Source organism: Mycobacterium bourgelatii (assembly GCF_010723575.1).
Taxonomy (GTDB): Bacteria; Actinomycetota; Actinomycetes; order Mycobacteriales; family Mycobacteriaceae; genus Mycobacterium; species Mycobacterium bourgelatii.
The window spans coordinates 4,887,689-4,904,966 of sequence record NZ_BLKZ01000001.1; the positions used below are offsets into that span (position 1 = coordinate 4,887,689).

A 17,278-nucleotide genomic window follows, 5' to 3' on the forward strand; every position below is an offset into this window, starting at 1 on the left:
GGAACCGCTCGAGATGGTTGTCGTGTCGGACAAGACATATGACTCTTACTAGTAGAATCGGACAATATGCGCACGACCGGTGTGGGACTGGGTCAACTGCTGCTGGCGCTGGACGCGACCATGGTCAATTTGGTCAGCGCCCCGCGCGGCCTGGACCTTCCGGTCGCATCGGCCGCGCTGATCGATTCCGACGACGTGCGCCTGGGCCTGGCGCCCGCGTCCAGCTCGGCGGACGTGTTTTTCCTGTTGGGCGTGACAGCCGACGAAGCGCTGCACTGGATCAAGGGGCATATCCAGGGGCGCACGAACGCGCCGGTGGCGATCTTCGTCAAGCAACCCTCGGAAGCACTCGTGACGACGGCGGTCCGCGCCGGATCGGCCGTCGTGGCCGTCGAGCCACAGGCCCGCTGGGAACGCCTCTACCGGCTGGTCAATCACGTCTTGGAGCACCACGGCGACCCAACGACCGACGACTCGGGTACTGACTTGTTTGGACTTGCGCAGTCCCTGGCCGACCGCATCCACGGCATGGTCAGCATCGAAGATGCGCAGTCACACGTGCTGGCTTATTCGGCCTCCAACGACGAGGCCGACGAATTGCGCCGGCTGTCCATCCTGGGACGCGCCGGCCCGCCAGAGCACCTCAAGTGGATCGGCCAGTGGGGCATCTTCGACGCGCTGCGGGCCGGTGACCAGGTGGTGCGCGTGGCCGAACGTCCGGAACTGGGGCTGCGTCCGCGTCTGGCAATAGGCATCCATCAACCGCAAGCCGGACGGCCGCCGGTGTTCGCCGGTGCGATCTGGGTTCAGCAGGGCACGCGGCCGCTGGCCGATGACGCCGAGGAGATGATGCGGGGCGCGGCGGTATTGGCTGCGCGGATCATGAAGCGCCTGGCGAGCCAACCGTCCGCGCACGCCCGACGGGTGCAGCAGCTGTTGGGCTTGGACCCCGGCGGCCCCGGAGAACAGGGCGACGCCGGCGACGTGGAAATGATCGCCCGCGAGCTCGGCCTGGCCACCGGGAGCAACGCCGGCAACGCCGCGCTGATCGGCTTCGACACCACCGATGCCGTCAATGATGCCGCCGATGCCAACGGAACGAATGCCCGCCATGCTCGGCTGACCGACGTTTTGGCTCTGAGCGCCAGCGCATTTCGTCCTGATGCCCAGGTAGCTTCGAACGGCTCACGCGTTTACGTGCTGCTACCGCAGATCACCGCCAGTCGCTCGATTGCTTCCTGGGTGCGCGGCACGATCGGCGCGTTGCGCAGTCAGTTGGGCGTGGAACTGCGGGCGGCGATCGCTGCGCCCATCGCCGGGCTGAGCGCAATCGCGACGGCACGCAGCGAAGTGGACCGGGTGCTCGATAGCGCTGAGCGGCACCCGATCTCGATCAAGCCGGTCACATCCCTGGAGGAGGCGCGCACCACCGTTCTGCTCGATGAGATCGTCACCATGGTCTCCGCCGACCCGCGGCTCATCGATGAACGGATACGTGAACTGCAGCAACAAGATCCGGTGCTGGCGCAAACATTGCGTTCGTACTTGGACAGTTTCGGCGACGTCGCAGTCGCGGCAAACACGCTGCAGGTGCATCCCAACACGGTGCGTTACCGGGTGCGACGGATCGAGAAACTGTTGTCGACCTCACTGGCCGATCCGGATGCCCGACTGGTCTTTTCGCTGGCACTGCGGGCACTCGAGAGACCGCGGTAGCCGGGTAATACTTGGTTAGCGCCCCAGTACGGGCTCGCCGTCGCGTCCCCATCCGCGCCTGCGTCAAGTTGGCAATCATCGCTTTTGTTCCAGCTCAATCGGACCGGTTAACCCGAAGCGCGGCGTGGCTATTGGCACCGTGATCACTATCGGTTGGGTAATTGCGATTTTGGCTGGGGCTAATTTGGCGCCCGAGACGCAAACAAACCGGTACGACACTTCCGCCCCCATGACGGTGCTGAGCGAAGTTGCAGCACCGTCGCTCGACGCCGATATTGCCGATTTCGCTGGGCGAACCCGTTGGCGAACTCTATGGTTAGCGAATAGCAGTTAACGGGGAGGCCACTTGGACGGGACGCCGTTCGGCCGCTACCGCCTGATCGAGGTGCTGGGTCGTGGCGGCATGGGCGAGGTGTGGCGAACATTCGACACCGTCACCGAGCGGGTGGTCGCGCTCAAAGTCCTGCCCCACGAACTCGCCGACGACGAGACCTTCCAGCAACGATTCCGTCGCGAAGCCCGCTCCGCGGCGGGACTCGACGAGCCGCACGTGGTGCCCATCTACGACTTCGGTGAGATCGACGGACGCCTGTTCGTCACGATGCGTCTGATTCAGGGCTGCGACCTGCAGACCCTGGTGGCACGCGCACCGCTCCCGCCCGAGCGCGCGGTCTACATCATCGACCAGGTGGCCGCGGCGCTGCACGCCGCTCACCGCATCGGCCTGGTCCACCGCGACGTCAAGCCCTCCAACATCCTGGTCACCGATGACGACTTCACCTACCTGATCGACTTCGGCATCGCCCGCACGACCGGGGAGACCTCCCTGACCAACACCGGAAGCGTCATCGGAAGTTGGGCCTATCTGGCACCCGAACGTTTGACCAGTGACCGCAGTGACCATCGCGCCGACATCTATGCGCTGGCCTGCGTCTTGCACGAATGCCTCACCGGCAGCCAGCCCTTCCCGGGCGACAGTCTCGAACAGCAATTGGGTGCCCACCTCACCGCACCGCCCCCACGCCCATCCAAGATGCGCCCCAACCTGCCCCCCGACATCGATGACGTGATCGCGAGGGGCATGGCCAAGAAGCCGGCGGAGCGATTCAGCAGCACCAGAGAACTGGCCGTCGCGGCTCGCAACGCCATAACGGCCCCCGTCAAACAGCGCCGGCCCCCGCCGCCACCCGAGTCACCCCCGCAGCCGAAGCCGAAGCCGAAGCCCAAACCGCAGCCCGCGCCGCAACAGAAGGCCCCGCCCAAGGCCCAACCTTGGTACGCACCGCCCGCCCGGCCGCCGGCCTACCAGTCCGGACCCCGATCCGGACCGCAACCCGTTGCCCCGTCTGACCCCATCCCCGCGCCGGCCCGCCCCAGCTACGCGCAGCCCCAGCCACGGTCTGTCCCCACCAGCGGCCCCACCAGCGAGCCCACCGAGCGGCGCGGTCCCGTTTCTTTCCTGCCCGCGCAGCCACCGGCACCGTCGCCGGAGCCCGCCCCGCCCGCCGGTGACCAACCACGCCGCAAGCACCGGGGCGCCTGGGCGGCCGCGGCTGTCGTTGTCATCGCGGCCGTCGTCGCCGGCCTGGTGATTGCGTTCCGCGGTAACGACGAGCCGGCACCCATACCGCCGACCACGCGCTTGGCCTCCTTTCCGGCCGGTCTGTACCGCGCGGACTTCGGCCCGTCGGCCACCAACGGCAAAGCCGACGAAGGCGGGACGGCGTCAACCGGACAGTGGTCCGTCCGCTCCGAATGTGGATCCAACGGTTGCGTGGCCACCGCCTCGGCGAACGGCGGTCCCACCCTGTTGTCGGACTTCGTTTTCGACGAAGTCGACGGCAAGTGGCAATCCGTCAGCACCTCCTGGCCCACCACCGCGCCCGACGGCGTCACCGGCTTCAAGGGCTGCAAGTTCCCCGGTGAGTACTGGACCGTCATCACCCTGCAGCCTCAGTCGGACGGAACCATGACGGGCGATTACCGCGCAGAGAGCAGCATCACCGAAACCTCATGCAGCACCGAGCGAACCGTCACCTTCACCCGGGTCGGCGACGCCACGGAAAACGAAGCCAGCAATCCGGTCAACCTGCCGGCGTGGACGGCTTCTGCCGCCCAAGGGTTCTACGGCCAGTACCGCGGAACGGAAACCCCTGACAACGGTTGGCCGCCGTGGTCATGGGAAGCGTCCGTTGAGACGCACTGCCTACGCACCGGCGAGCGCTGCATCAGTTTGTTGACCGGCTCTGAAGACTGGTTTGCACGATACCTGTTTGCACACGATAAATGGACGCACGATACGGACACCGATAGTAAGTGCAATGCCGATAATGGCACGGCGCACTCGGAAATTCATTTGGAATACCCCCTGCCGGAACCGCACGAAGAACCGATCAGCACGCTTACCGGTAACGGACATCGCAACGTCACGGGCCAAACTCGTTGCACCGCTTCATATAATGAAACGGTCGAATTGGTGCGCACCGGTGAGTGAACGACGCTAATGCCGAAGCCCTGTCGAAATGGAATTCGACAGTGCATACGCGATCGAACTAATCGCATTTCAGTGCAAGAGTTAAGTTCAGCATGAAGGTAAATCCCTGTGTTGCACCGGATTTGCGTGCGGTTAGGCTTTGCGGATGGCAGATCCCCCGAAGTCCTACCTGGTGCTGGCCTCGCAACGCAGTGGCAGCACGTTGCTGGTCGAATCGCTGCGCGCTACCGGCGTGGCCGGCGAGCCTCAGGAGTTCTTTCAGTACCTGCCGACCACCAGCCAATCTCCCCAGCCGCGGGAGTGGTTCGCAGACGTCGACGACGAGTCGATTCTGAGCCTGCTCGATCCGTTGGACGAAGGAAAACCCGACCTCGCGCCGCCGGAGATCTGGCGCGACTACATCCGCACGGTCGGCCGAACCCCGAATGGCGTGTGGGGCGGCAAGCTGATGTGGAACCAGACGCCGCTACTGTTGGAACGCGCGGCCGGACTACCCGATCGATCGGGCGAGGGTCTGCTGTCGGCGATTCGCGACGTCGTCGGCGAGGATCCGCTGCTCATTCACATCCACCGGCCCGATGTGGTCTCGCAGGCGGTGTCTTTCTGGCGAGCCGTCCAGACCCGGGTGTGGCGAGGCCGGCCGGACCCGGTCCGGGATGCGCGCGCCACCTACCACGCGGGGGCGATCGCTTACGTCGTCAAGATGCTGCGCGCCCAGGAAGAAGGCTGGCGGAACTGGTTTGTCGAGGAGAATGTCAAACCGATCGAGATTTCGTATCCGGTGTTGTGGCGCAACCTGACTCAGGTGGTGGGCGACATCCTTGAGCGCCTCGGTCTCGACCCGCGGCTGGCACCGGAACCGGTGCTGCAGCGCCAGGCCGATCAACGCTCGGACGAATGGGTAGACCGATACCGAGCGGATGCCGAAAGAGAGGGACTACCGACATGACCGCAACCGCGGAGACTCTGCACGTCGACGAACTGCGGCTATTGGAGGCCGAGGCGGTACACATCATCCGCGAAGTCGTCGCCGAACTGGAAAAGCCGGTCCTGCTGTTCTCGGCGGGCAAGGACTCCATCGTGCTTCTTCGCTTGGCGGAGAAGGCTTTCCGCCCGTCTGCACTGCCGTTTCCGGTGATGCACGTCGACACCGGGCACAACTTCCCGGAGGTCATCGAATTTCGGGACCGTAGGGTCACCGGCCAGGGCCACCGGCTCATCGTGGCCTCGGTGCAGGAATCGATCGACAAGGGCCGTGTTCCCGACCCCGGTCCGACCGCGTCGCGCAACCGGGCGCAGACCCGCACGCTGTTGGACGCGCTGGAAGAAAACGGATTCGACGCGGCGTTCGGCGGTGCCCGCCGTGACGAGGAACGCGCCCGCGCCAAGGAACGCATTCTGAGCTTTCGCGACGAGTTCGGCCAATGGGACCCTCGTGCCCAGCGCCCCGAGCCATGGACGCTCTACAACGGGCGGATCAAGAAGGGCGAACAGGTACGCGTGTTCCCGCTGAGCAACTGGACCGAGCTGGACGTGTGGCGCTACATCGAGCTGGAGCAGCTTGAAATCCCGTCCATCTACTACGCGCACGAACGCGAGGTGTTCGAGCGGGACGGCATCCTGCTGGCGGTCTCGGAATACGCCAGCCCCCAGGACGGCGAGCAGGCGTCCAAGGAATGGGTGCGGTACCGCACCGTCGGGGACCTGACCATCACCGGCGCCGTGCGTTCCAAGGCCACCGACATCGCCGGGGTCATCAAGGAGATATCGGCGGCGACGGTGTCCGAACGAGGCGAGACCCGCGCCGATGACCGCACTTCGGCCGCCGCGATGGAAGACCGTAAGCGAGAGGGCTACTTCTGATGACCACCACCGAGAAGTCTGAGCCGGCCGAAAGCTACCAGCCGGCCAAGGGCATAACGCGACAGCTGCTGCGGATCGCCACCGCGGGTTCGGTGGACGACGGCAAGAGCACGCTGATCGGACGGCTGCTGCACGACACCGACAGCTTGCCGCTGGACCATCTGGCCGCCGTCACCGACGAAGAAGGAATCGCGGATCTGGCCGCGCTGTCGGACGGTCTGCGCGCAGAACGCGAGCAGGGCATCACGATCGACGTGGCCTACCGGTTCTTCTCCACCGCCACCCGCAGCTACATCCTGGCCGACACACCAGGCCACGAGCGCTACACCCGCAACATGTTCACCGGCGCCTCCAACGCGCACGTGGCGATCCTGCTGGTCGATGCCCGCGCCGGTGTGCTGCGCCAGACGCGCCGGCACGCGCGTATCGCAAAGCTGTTGGGTATCAAGCACTTTGTCGCAACGGTGAACAAGATCGACCTGGTCAACTTCAACGAGGATGCGTTTCGCAGGGTCGAGGAAGAACTGAACCAGACGGCCGAACGCCTCGGCGACGTCGACATCCAGACGATCCCGATCGCGGCCAAGCTCGGCGACAACGTCGTACACCGCTCCACGAGAACGCCGTGGTATGACGGTCCGACGCTGCTGGACTACCTGGAAAACGTCGAATTGGCCGCCCCCCAGCCCGAGCCGTCCCGGCTTCGCCTGCCAGTGCAGTGGGTTTCGCGTCCGACGGACGACCAACGTCGTCGCTACACCGGGCGGCTCGCGGCGGGAACTCTCAGCGTTGGCGACGAGGTGGTGTCGCTGCCCGCCGGAACGCGTTCGAGGGTGACCGCGCTGGACACTCTGGACGATGACCGTACGACAGCCGTTGCGCCGCTGTCGGTGTCGATCGAGCTGGAAGACGACATCGACGTGGGTCGCGGCGACGTGTTCATCAGCGGCGCCGAGGATGCCGTTCCACCCGTGCTGGCCCGTGAGATCGACGCACACGTCTGCTGGTTCGTCGACTCGCCGTTGCGGGCCGGTGACCGGCTGGCGCTCAAGCAGACCACCAAGACGGTGCGGACCACCGTCCAGGAGCTGCACTCGCGCTTGGACCCCGAGACGCTTGACGAGTTGGATCAGCCGGTTGAGTTGACCCTCAACGACATTGGCACGGTGACGCTGCGGACCAGCTCGGTCATCGTCGCCGACCCCTATGACAACAATCGGGACAGCGGCGCTTTCATCCTCATCGACGAGACCACCAACGACACCGTCGGCGCCGGCACCATCATCGAAGCCCGGGAGGTCAAGCCGGGTACCCACGCCCGCACCGACATTCGTTGGCATCCGTCGGCACTGGACCGCAAGCACCGCTGGAAAGCGACCGGCCAGTCCGGCGCGACCATCTGGTTCACCGGCCTGCCCGCCTCGGGCAAGTCGACGGTCGCGGTCGCCGTGGAACGCGCACTGGTCGAGTCGGGACGGATCGCGTACCTGCTGGACGGCGACAACTTGCGCCACGGCCTGTCCGACGATCTGGGCTTCTCACCCGGTGACCGGACCGAAAACATCCGGCGGGTGGGGCATTTGACGCGATTGCTGGCGGACGCCGGCGTGGTGGCGCTGGCATCGTTGGTGTCGCCGCTGAAGTCGGACCGTGAGACGGCCCGCGCGCTCAATGACGCCGCCAAACTTCCGTTCATCGAGGTTCACGTCAGCACCTCCCTTGAGGAATGCGAAAAGCGCGACCCCAAGGGGCTGTATGCGCGAGCACGCAAGGGCGAACTGAAGGGCTTGACCGGTGTGGACGCGCCCTATGAGCCGCCGGAGGATCCGGATCTGGTGCTGGACACCACCGGCGCCGACATCGACGAACTCGTTGCGCAGGTCATCGCGCTGCTCAACGAACGCAGCCCGCGCTAGCTGGTGTTGATCTAGATTCACCGCGAGCCAATCACTTGGTGGAGCAGGGCCGCTGGGAAACCATGGCGGCGTGAGTGACAACGGGTGGGGACGGCTCCACGCGGTATCGGTGGATTGGTGGGCGACGCTGCTGGCGGGCGTGATCGTCGCATTGGCGGTGGCCGACGTGCTGCCCCGGATCCCCTGGTGACCCTGCAGTGAACATCGTGAGCACGGCGACCACCGAGCCGGTGGAGTCGGAAGAGGCGGGCTTTCCCAGCACGCGACCGCTGGATTACCTGCCCGGCATTCTGCTGTTGGTCACGGTGGGCTTGCTGGGTAAGTACGCCCAGGTCTGGTGGAACTCCCTTGCCCGGCACCAACATTGGATGGCGCCAGATATCGAGTACGTGTTGTGGGCGATCGTGATCGGACTGCTGATCACCAATACGGTTGGGCTGCACAGGGTGTTCCGCCCCGGCGTGCTGACCTACGAATCCTGGCTCAAGGTCGGGATCGTCTTGCTCGGCTCCCGGTTTCTGCTCGGCGACATCGCCAAGCTCGGTGGCGCCAGCCTGGTCCAGATCCTGGTCGACATGACGATCGCGGGCACGATCATCCTGCTCGCCGCCCGGGCCTTCGGGTTATCGGGCAAGCTGGGTTCGTTGCTGGCGATTGGCACCTCGATATGCGGTGTGTCGGCCATCATCGCCGCGAAAGGCGCGATTCGGGCCCGCAATTCCGACGTCAGCTACGCCATCGCGGCGATCCTGGCGCTCGGCGCGGTGGGGTTGTTCACGTTGCCGTGGTTGGGGCATGTGATCGGGCTCAGCGATTACGAATTCGGCCTATGGGCGGGTCTGTCGGTGGACAACACCGCGGAGACGACCGCTACCGGCTATCTGTTCTCCGATCACGCCGGCAAGATCGCCGTGCTGGTGAAGTCCGTCCGGAATGCGTTAATCGGTTTCGTGGTACTGGGTTTCGCGCTGTTCTGGGCCGCGCGCGGGCAGGCGGACGAGGTCGCGCCCGGCGTGCGCGCCAAGGCCGGGTTCATCTGGCGCAAGTTCCCGAAGTTCGTGCTCGGCTTCTTGGCGGTCTCAGCCGTCACGACGCTGCATTGGTTGAGCAAGGGCCAGACCGCGAACTTGGCCAACGTGTCGAAGTGGGCGTTCCTGCTGACCTTCGCCGGTGTCGGCCTCAACACCGACATCCGCCAGATCGCCCGCACCGGTTGGCGCCCGCTGGTAGTAGCCGTCATCGGGTTGACGGTCGTCGCAGTGGTCTCGTTGGGCATTGTGTTGCTGACGTCGCGGGTCTTCCATTGGGGCGTCAGCGTCTGATTGCTCGTCGCCGCTACAGGTCCAACACGATTCGCAGTGCGGCGTCGACGCGGCGCAGATCCCCCGCGCTGAGCGCGCAGCGGGAAGACCTCACCACGCCCGCAGCGTCTCCATATCGCGAAGCACCTGCGTGGCCTCGACGCGGTCGGATTCGTCAGCAGCCAGTGCCTCCGCCTCAGCACGGATGGTCGCGGCGGCCTTGCGGCGTGCGGCCTCGATGAGGGCTGCACGCAGGGTAAGGCAACTCGTAGCACGACACCCCCGCGCGTAGGGTTCCTATATGAACAGAACTTTCGTCGTCACGTTGGCGCTCGGGGTGATCGTCGCACTGTTCGGTCTGATCTGGGCGCTGCAAGGATTCGGCGTGCTGCAGGGCAGCCCGATGAGCAACACGACGACCTGGTCGATCATCGGTCCGATCACCTCGCTGATCGGCATTGCGCTCGCGGTCTTCAGCTGGCGCAAAATCTCGGCGAAGTAGCGCCCTACGCCTCTGCCACGGTGAAGTTCACCGTGTGCCAGCCAGTCGCGCCGTCGGGGGTGGGTGGAGCCTGGTCTGACGTTTGTACGGCTCCGCTGTTGTCGATGGCACGCACGGTAATGCTCTGACTCCCAGGGGTTTTCGCCTCCCAGGGCAAGCTCCACAACCGCCAGGTGTCGTTGGAATAGCTCGCGCCCAACTGGGCCGGCTGCCACTCGCCATCGCCGATGCGAACCTCCACGGCCCGCACGCCGCGGTTCTGCGCCCAGGCGACACCGCCGAACACCACCGGGCCCGACGGCACCCGTTGACCCCGTTTGGGCACGTCGATGCGCGACTCGGTCTTGATGGGTGCCTGTGCCGCCCAGCCATAACGCGTCCAGTACGCCTTGGCCCTGTCGAAGCGGGTCAGCTCCAGATCGACGACCCACTTGGTGGCCGACACGTAGCCGTAGAGGCCGGGCACCACCAGCCGGGCCGGGTAACCATGTTCGACGGGCAGCGGCTGGCCGTTGAGGCCGATCGCCAAGAGCGCCGCACGGCCGTCGGTGAGTGTCTCGACGGGCGTGCCGGCGGTGAACCCGTCGATCGACTTCGACAGGACCATGTCGGCGTCGTGGTGCACGCCAGCCACCGCCAGCAGGTCCGCTAGCCGGTAGCCGGTCCAGATCCCTGTCGAAATAAGGTTGCCCCCAATGGGATTCGACACACAGGTCAGCGTCGTCACCGATTCGACCACCTCGAAGCGCTCCAAATCGGCGAAACTGTGAGTTGTTTCGCGGTCCACCAGGCCGTGGATGCGCAGCCGCCAGTCACCGCGGCTGAGTTGGGGAGTCGCCAGCGCGGTGTCCACCCGGTAGAAGTCCGCCGCGGGAGTGATAAAGCTCGGCAGTTCAACGCCCTTCGGCTGGACCTCGGGAGGTATCGGTGGCGCGGGCGTTCGCGGTGGGGGAAGCGCGAAATTGGTGCGGTCACCGGCCACCGAATGCACCATGCGGGTGATGACCGCGCCCGCTACCCCACTGACGACCCCGATCCCCAGCAACCCCAACGTCAGCAACGAACGCCTGCGCGCATCACGGTCGTCGTCGGCGCCGTCTTCTGAGTCCTCCGAGCCGTCCGAGTCTTCCGAGCCGAGCGAGGCAGGCTCGAGCCGGCGGATGAGCCAGCGCAAAGCGGCCACGCCGCACGCGGCGCCCACGATGGTGGGGATGGTGTCCACCGCCGTCGCCCCTTGCCTCGACAGCACCGCCGCGCAGCCGAGCGCGCCCGCAGCGGCGATCGCGACGCTGCCGACCGGACGGCGCCGAGTCTCGAAACTTCCGGCAACGGCGGCAATGGCGGCGATGACGATCAGCATGGCGACGGCCAGGAACAGCTTGTCCATGGTGCCCAGAGTCTGGATCGCCCATTCCTTGACGGGCCCTGGCGTCAGGTCGACGACCACCGAGCCGACCGCGGCCCGCGCGTCGGCTCGCGCACCGAACGGGATACCCACCAACTGCGCCACCCCGAGCGCGACGGCCGCGGCGGCCACTCCCGCGATCATCCGCTGATTCGTCGAGCCCTGAGTCGATGAGACTTGATTCGACGAGGCCACGGAGTCACTCTACGCGCGTTGGTACGCGGGCAGCGAAGTCGTTGCGCCGCAGTCGAAACGGAGACTTACACCGCGGACGCGGTGCGGCTCTCGGCGTGGCTGGCCGCGTAGACCTCGGCCAGGAACTGCTCGACCGCTACTGCGGTGTGCGCCGCGCGCACCGACCCGAAGATGTCGAAAGCGTGCTGCGCCCACGGCAATTCGGCATATACGACCGGCTGACGGCTGACCTCGCGCAGCCGCTTGACGAAGCTGCGGGCCTGCTCGACCGGGACCAGCGTGTCGTTTTCGCCGTGCAAGACGAAGAAGGGGGGCGCATCTTCGGAGATGTGCGAGATCGGCGACGCGAGACGGAGCGGTTCTTCGAGTTCCGTGCGACTCAGCTTGAACACCCGCTTGCCCACCATCGGGAGCAGCAGCGGATTCGAGGCTTCGGGGCGGGTGAAGTCGTAGACGCCGTAGAAGGGCACCGCCGCCTGCACCCGCGTGTCGGCGTCCTCAAAGCCGGGCTGGAACCGCGGATCGTTAGGCGTAACGGCAGCAAGGGAAGACAGATGCCCGCCGGCAGAACCGCCGGTGATCGCGATCCAGTCCGGGTCGCCACCGTATTCGGCGATGTGCTCCTTGACCCAAGCGATGGCGCGCTTGACGTCGACGATGTGGTCGGGCCAGGTCCCGCGCGGGCTCAGCCGGTAGTTGACCGACACGCAAATCCAGCCGAGTTCGGCCAGGTGACTCATCAACGGATGCGCCTGTCCCCGTTTGTCACCCACCATCCAGGCGCCACCGTGGACCTGCAATAGCACCGGAGCCTTGCCGTTGCGGTCCAGGTCAGGCCGGCGCCAGATGTCCAGGCGGTTGCGCGACCCGAACTCTCCGTAGCTGATGTTTCCGTCGTGGGTGTAGTCGCGATAGATCCGCATCATGCGAAGGACGCCGGGCTTCTTCGCCGTGGCACCGCCCGGTGCCGGCCGCTTCCACATGTCGCCCGCCTCTTTGCGCCGGTCGGGGCCGAGCCCTTCGTCCAACGCCGCGGTCAACGTCTCGTCAGCGGAGTGCCCCAGGTGATGCAGACCCAGCAGGCCCACCCACGACAGCACCGATGTCAGCCAAGTGAACCGACGGAGGCGCGGCGGCAGGTGCGGCGTGGCGGCGGCCAGCGCAACCGCGTGAGCGCCCAGTGACGGCTTGGGCAGTTCCGAGGCCAACAGACCGTAGGCAAAGGCAGAGAGCGATCCGTACCCGCGCTTGGCCAGCGGCCGGTAGCCGTTGGCCGTGTACGCCAACCCCAGCAGTGACGCGAGCGTGCCCAGCGCGGCCAACAATCGCTTCATAGTTGTCCCTCCGTCGTCCAACCGCGACACAATATTAACTACCCGCGAGCAGACGCTAACTCGTACGAATCGGGCCACTTTGGTACAAGTTTATGTCTGCTCGCGAGCACAAAAGTTAGGTGAGGCGCGCGGCGGCGGCGGCGATGCGTTCGTCGCTGGCGGTCAGCGCCGCGCGCACATGCCGGGCGCCGCCGGGGCCGTAGAAGTGGCCGGGCGCCACCAGGATTCCGCGCTCGGCCAGCCAGGCCACACTGTCGGCGCACGCCTCGCCGCGGGTGGCCCACAAGTACAAACCCGCTTCGGAGTGCTCGACGGTAAAACCGGCCCCCCGCAGCGCCGGCAGCAGAATTTCGCGCCGACGCGCGTAGCGCTCCCGTTGCACCTTCTCGTGATCGTCGTCATCCAGCGCGGCAACCATCGCGGCCTGCACGGGCGTCGGCACCATCATTCCGGCGTGTTTGCGCACGGCTAGCAGCTCGGCGACCAGCTCCGGATCACCCGCGACGAAGCCGGCCCGGTAGCCGGCCAGCGACGAAGTCTTGGACAGGGAGTGGATGGCCAGCAGCCCGCTGTGGTCGCCGTCGCAGACCGACGGATGCAGTACCGACAGCGGTTCGGCGTCCCAGCTCAAACCCAGATAGCACTCGTCGGAAGCGACAAGAACCCCGCGGTCGCGGGCCCACCCGACCACCTTGCGCAGGTGGTCCACGCCCAGCACCCGTCCGGTCGGGTTGCTCGGCGAGTTCAGGTAGACCAGAGCTGGGTTCTGCGGACCCAACTGGGTCAACGAGTCGGCGCGCACCACCTGGGCACCGGCCAGTCGGGCACCTACATCATACGTCGGATACGCCAATTCGGGCACCACGACGAGGTCGCCCGCGCCCAGACCCAGCAGCGTGGGCAGCCACGCGATGAGTTCCTTGGAGCCGATCACCGGCAGCACCGACGACTCGGCCACGCCGGTGATGCCGTACCGGCGGGCCAGCGCCGCTACGGCGGCCTCACGCAGCGCCTTGGTGCCGGCGGTTGTCGGGTATCCCGGCGAGGAACTGGCCGCCGAGAGCGCGTCCTGGATCAGCGGCGCCACCGGGTCGACCGGTGTTCCGACGGACAGGTCGACGATGCCGTCGGGATGGGCCCCGGCCAACGCCTTCGCGTCAGTCAGGGTGTCCCAGGGAAACTCGGGCAGGTCCGCCGAGACCACCCGGCGGTGCCTGGGAAGCCGCGGCTTGTCGAACCCGCTCAGTCTTCGCCCTGCGGCGGCAGATCCTTGACGACCTGCGGGTCGTTCTCGGTCAATCCGACCTTGGCGGCGCCGCCCGGCGAGCCCAACTCCTCAAAGAAGTCGGCGTTGATCTGCGTGTACTGACTCCACTGCTCAGGCACGTCGTCTTCGTAGTAGATCGCTTCGACCGGACAGACCGGTTCGCAGGCGCCGCAGTCAACGCACTCGTCAGGGTGGATGTACAGCATCCGGGCACCCTCGTAGATGCAGTCGACCGGGCACTCTTCAATGCAGGCCTTGTCCTTGATGTCGACGCAAGGTTGGGCGATCGTGTACGTCACGGACGTCTCCTCAACGTTCCTCTAGTGCTGCTCAGTGTGGGCTGCTGGGTCACGCACGCCGCCAGGGCTGCTTCCCGGCGACAAGTTTGGTTACTGATACTAGACGTTGCACATACACCCTCAACATTTGGCACACCCGTCGTTTCGAGCACCATATGCACTTGGTTGCTTGGCAACGTCAGCCGCCTCTATGGTGCCCGAGTGGCGCTGCCCGCTCGACTGGCCCGGCAGCGCGCGGTCGAGTGCTTCGACGAGGTCGCTTGGGCACTTCAGGAGAGGCCATGCTGAGCCCGTACCCCAACCTGCTGTCGCCGCTGGATCTCGGCTTCACGACGTTGCGCAACCGGGTGGTCATGGGTTCCATGCACACCGGGCTGGAAGACCGGGCCGGTCACATCGATCGGCTCGCCGAGTACTTCGCCGAACGCGCCCGCGGGGGCGTGGGACTGATCGTCACGGGCGGCTACGCACCCAACCGCACCGGTTGGCTGCTGCCCTTCGCCGCGGAGTTGACCACCTCGGCGCAGGCCCGCCGGCATCGCCGAGTCACTGGCGCGGTGCATGATGCGGGCGGCAAGATCCTGTTGCAGATCCTGCACGCCGGCCGTTATGCCTTCCACCCACTTTCGGTAAGCGCGTCGTCGATCAAGGCTCCGATAAACCCTTTTCGCCCCAGAGCCCTGTCGAACCGCGGCGTCGAGGGCACCATCGATGATTTCGTCCGGTGCGCGCGACTGGCGCGCGAGGCCGGTTACGACGGCGTCGAAATCATGGGCAGCGAAGGCTATCTGGTCAACCAGTTCCTGGCGCCGCGCACCAACAAGCGCACCGACCGCTGGGGCGGTACACCAGCCCACCGCCGCCGCTTCCCGGTCGAAATCGTGCGCCGTACCCGCGCCGCAGTGGGACCAGACTTCATCATCAGCTATCGGATGTCGATGGCCGATTACGTCGAGGACGGTCAAAGCTGGGACGAAACCGTCGCGCTGGCAACCGAAGTGGAGGCCGCGGGCGTGACCATCATCAACTCTGGTTTCGGCTGGCACGAGGCACGAGTGCCCACCATCGTCACCTCCGTACCCAACAGCGCGTTCGTCGACATCAGCGACACGGTCGCGCAACACGTCGGCATTCCGGTGGTCGCGTCGAACCGGATCAACATGCCCGAGGCCGCCGAACAGATCCTGGCCGACACTCGGGTGCAACTGATTTCGATGGCCCGGCCCCTACTCAGCGATCCGGAGTGGGTGCGCAAGGCGCAGTCCGACCGCGCCCACGAGATCAACACTTGCATCGCGTGCAACCAGGCCTGCCTGGATCATGTCTTCGTCAAGAAGACGGCGACGTGTCTGCTCAACCCGCGGGCTGCGCGCGAGACCCAGTTGGTGTTGTCGCCGACGCGTCACGCTCGCTCGGTGGCGGTCGTCGGGGCGGGTCCCGCTGGATTGGCCGCGGCCGTCAGCGCCGCACAGCGGGGCCATCGGGTCACCCTTTTTGAGGCCAACGACTTCATCGGCGGCCAGTTCGACATGGCCCGGCGCATTCCGGGCAAGGAAGAGTTCAGCGAAACCATCCGATACTTCGCCGCCATGCTGGCCAAGCACGGCGTCGAGGTGCGGTTGGGCACCCGGGCGACGGCGGACGAGCTGACGGGGCACGACCCCGGGTATGACGCCGTGATTCTGGCCACCGGCGTGGCGCCGCGCATGCCGTCCATCCCGGGCATCGACCACCCCAAAGTGCTGACCTACGCCGAGGCCATCACCGGCGCCAAACCGGTCGGCAAGAAGGTGGCCGTCATCGGCGCGGGGGGCATCGGTTTCGACGTCGGTGAATTGTTGGCGACCGAACATTCACCGACCCTCGATCTCAAGGACTGGAAGACCGAGTGGGGTGTCGCCGACCCGCAAGAGGCGCGCGGTGCCCTGACCACTCCCCGGCCGGCACCACCGGCCCGCGAAATTTATCTGCTGCAACGCAGCAAGGGCCCGCAAGGCAAGCGGTTGGGCAAGACCACCGGCTGGGTACACCGGGCGTCCTTGCGGGCCAAGGGTGTACACCAGTTGTCCGGGGTGAATTACGAGCGGATCGACGACGAGGGTCTGCACATCAGTTTTGGTTCGAAACGGGAGCGACGCCAGATGCTGCCCGTCGACACCGTGGTGGTCTGCGCCGGGCAGGAGCCGGTGCGCGATCTGGAGGACGAACTGCGGCGCCGCGGCGTCGACCCGCACATCATCGGGGGTGCGGCGTTAGCGGCCGAATTGGATGCCAAGCGGGCGATCAGGGAGGGCACCGAGTTGGCGGCCCGGCTCTAGGTCTGGGTGCCGTCGGGCACCGTCTGGCAATGGTCGGGTGGCGACCTTGGTTAAGAATCCCGTTAGTTTTCGGGCGCCGTCAGCCCCCGGCGAAACCCCGTCAAAATGCCCCCTGACCAGCTAAGAGTTACGTATGAAAGGCGCCTTGCGATAACAAAAGCGATAGAGCAAGCCCGGGGGGCCTGGTAGCCTCGCCTAATGACGGCAACCCGCTGGGCATATGTCGTCGCCGCCGAAATTGACGGTGCAATAGTTGGGGAAGGTGTCCACAAAATGAGGTTGTCCAAAACGTTAGCGGCCGGTGTAGGCGGGTTGGCATTGTCGCTGACCGTGGGAGCCGGCATCGCCTCGGCAGATCCGATCGAGGATGCAATCAACACGACGTGCAACTACGGCCAGGTGATCGCCGCGCTTAACGCCACCGACCCGGCGGCCGCCGCGCAGTTGCAGGCCAGCCCGATCGCACGGGCGAAGGTCAGCGAGTTCCTGAGCTCCGGTCCGGCCGGCCGTCGAGCGATCCTGACGCAGCTGTCCGCCTACCCGGGCGCCCAGCAGTACGTGAACGACCTCGGCATCGTCGCGGGGTCCTGCAACAACTACTGAGTTCGGTCCGCGGGCGCAACGCCGCGGCGAGGCTCTCAAGAGCCGAGCTGGCGTTGCGCTCGCGG

The 17,278-nt window shown here is 66.0% G+C and carries 12 protein-coding genes and 1 pseudogene; 9 read left to right on the forward strand and 4 right to left on the reverse strand.

Annotation, left to right across the window (positions count from 1 at the left end; all coding sequences use genetic code 11):
* Positions 1-66 precede the first annotated feature (66 nt).
* The 7 genes from G6N68_RS20965 to G6N68_RS21000 all read left to right on the forward strand — a co-directional run bounded on the left by G6N68_RS20965 (position 67) and on the right by G6N68_RS21000 (position 9,792).
* On the forward strand, positions 67-1,716 hold the full coding sequence (locus tag G6N68_RS20965) for a PucR family transcriptional regulator (RefSeq protein ID WP_163716419.1): 1,650 nt from the start codon (positions 67-69) through the stop codon (positions 1,714-1,716).
* Positions 1,717-2,062: 346 nt separating this feature from the next.
* Entirely contained in the window at positions 2,063-4,210 is a 2,148-nt protein-coding gene (locus tag G6N68_RS31005) for a serine/threonine-protein kinase (protein ID WP_240355544.1), read from the forward strand.
* Positions 4,211-4,355: 145 nt separating this feature from the next.
* A complete protein-coding gene (gene stf0, locus G6N68_RS20980; RefSeq protein WP_163716426.1) occupies positions 4,356-5,159 on the forward strand; it encodes a trehalose 2-sulfotransferase in 804 nt (267 codons plus the stop codon).
* On the forward strand, positions 5,156-6,073 hold the full coding sequence (cysD, locus tag G6N68_RS20985) for a sulfate adenylyltransferase subunit CysD (RefSeq protein ID WP_163716429.1): 918 nt from the start codon (positions 5,156-5,158) through the stop codon (positions 6,071-6,073). The genes stf0 and cysD overlap by 4 nt, the downstream gene beginning before the upstream one ends.
* Positions 6,073-7,989: an adenylyl-sulfate kinase gene (cysC, locus tag G6N68_RS20990; RefSeq protein ID WP_163716432.1), complete on the forward strand. Its 1,917-nt coding sequence runs from the start codon at positions 6,073-6,075 to the stop codon at positions 7,987-7,989. Before cysD ends, cysC begins: the two co-directional genes overlap by 1 nt.
* Positions 7,990-8,186: 197 nt before the next feature.
* Positions 8,187-9,311: a YeiH family protein gene (locus tag G6N68_RS20995; RefSeq protein WP_163716434.1), complete on the forward strand. Its 1,125-nt coding sequence runs from the start codon at positions 8,187-8,189 to the stop codon at positions 9,309-9,311.
* Between the two features lie 280 nt (positions 9,312-9,591).
* On the forward strand, positions 9,592-9,792 hold the full coding sequence (locus G6N68_RS21000) for a hypothetical protein (RefSeq protein WP_163716437.1): 201 nt from the start codon (positions 9,592-9,594) through the stop codon (positions 9,790-9,792).
* A 4-nt stretch (positions 9,793-9,796) separates the two neighbouring features.
* Here the strand turns inward: G6N68_RS21000 and G6N68_RS21005 are convergent, their stop codons facing one another.
* The 4 genes and pseudogenes from G6N68_RS21005 to fdxA form a co-directional block, all read right to left on the reverse strand.
* A complete protein-coding gene (locus G6N68_RS21005) occupies positions 9,797-11,341 on the reverse strand; it encodes a molybdopterin-dependent oxidoreductase (protein ID WP_163718836.1) in 1,545 nt (514 codons plus the stop codon).
* Between the two features lie 116 nt (positions 11,342-11,457).
* Positions 11,458-12,453, reverse strand: a pseudogene (locus G6N68_RS21010) (alpha/beta hydrolase fold domain-containing protein); the annotation flags it as partial.
* Positions 12,454-12,841: 388 nt separating this feature from the next.
* A complete protein-coding gene (gene dapC / locus G6N68_RS21015) occupies positions 12,842-13,930 on the reverse strand; it encodes a succinyldiaminopimelate transaminase (RefSeq protein ID WP_163716443.1) in 1,089 nt (362 codons plus the stop codon).
* A 38-nt stretch (positions 13,931-13,968) separates the two neighbouring features.
* Positions 13,969-14,292: a ferredoxin gene (gene fdxA / locus G6N68_RS21020; RefSeq protein WP_163716446.1), complete on the reverse strand. Its 324-nt coding sequence runs from the start codon at positions 14,290-14,292 to the stop codon at positions 13,969-13,971.
* Positions 14,293-14,573: 281 nt separating this feature from the next.
* On the opposite strand from fdxA, the gene G6N68_RS21025 reads away from it, so the two are divergent.
* Both G6N68_RS21025 and G6N68_RS21030 read left to right on the forward strand, forming a co-directional pair.
* Positions 14,574-16,610 carry an NADPH-dependent 2,4-dienoyl-CoA reductase gene (locus tag G6N68_RS21025; RefSeq protein ID WP_163716450.1) on the forward strand — a complete coding sequence of 679 codons (2,037 nt, stop codon included), beginning with the start codon at positions 14,574-14,576 and terminating at the stop codon, positions 16,608-16,610.
* A gap of 273 nt (positions 16,611-16,883) precedes the next feature.
* Entirely contained in the window at positions 16,884-17,213 is a 330-nt protein-coding gene (locus G6N68_RS21030) for a hemophore-related protein (RefSeq protein WP_163716453.1), read from the forward strand.
* The last annotated feature ends 65 nt before the right edge of the window (positions 17,214-17,278 follow it).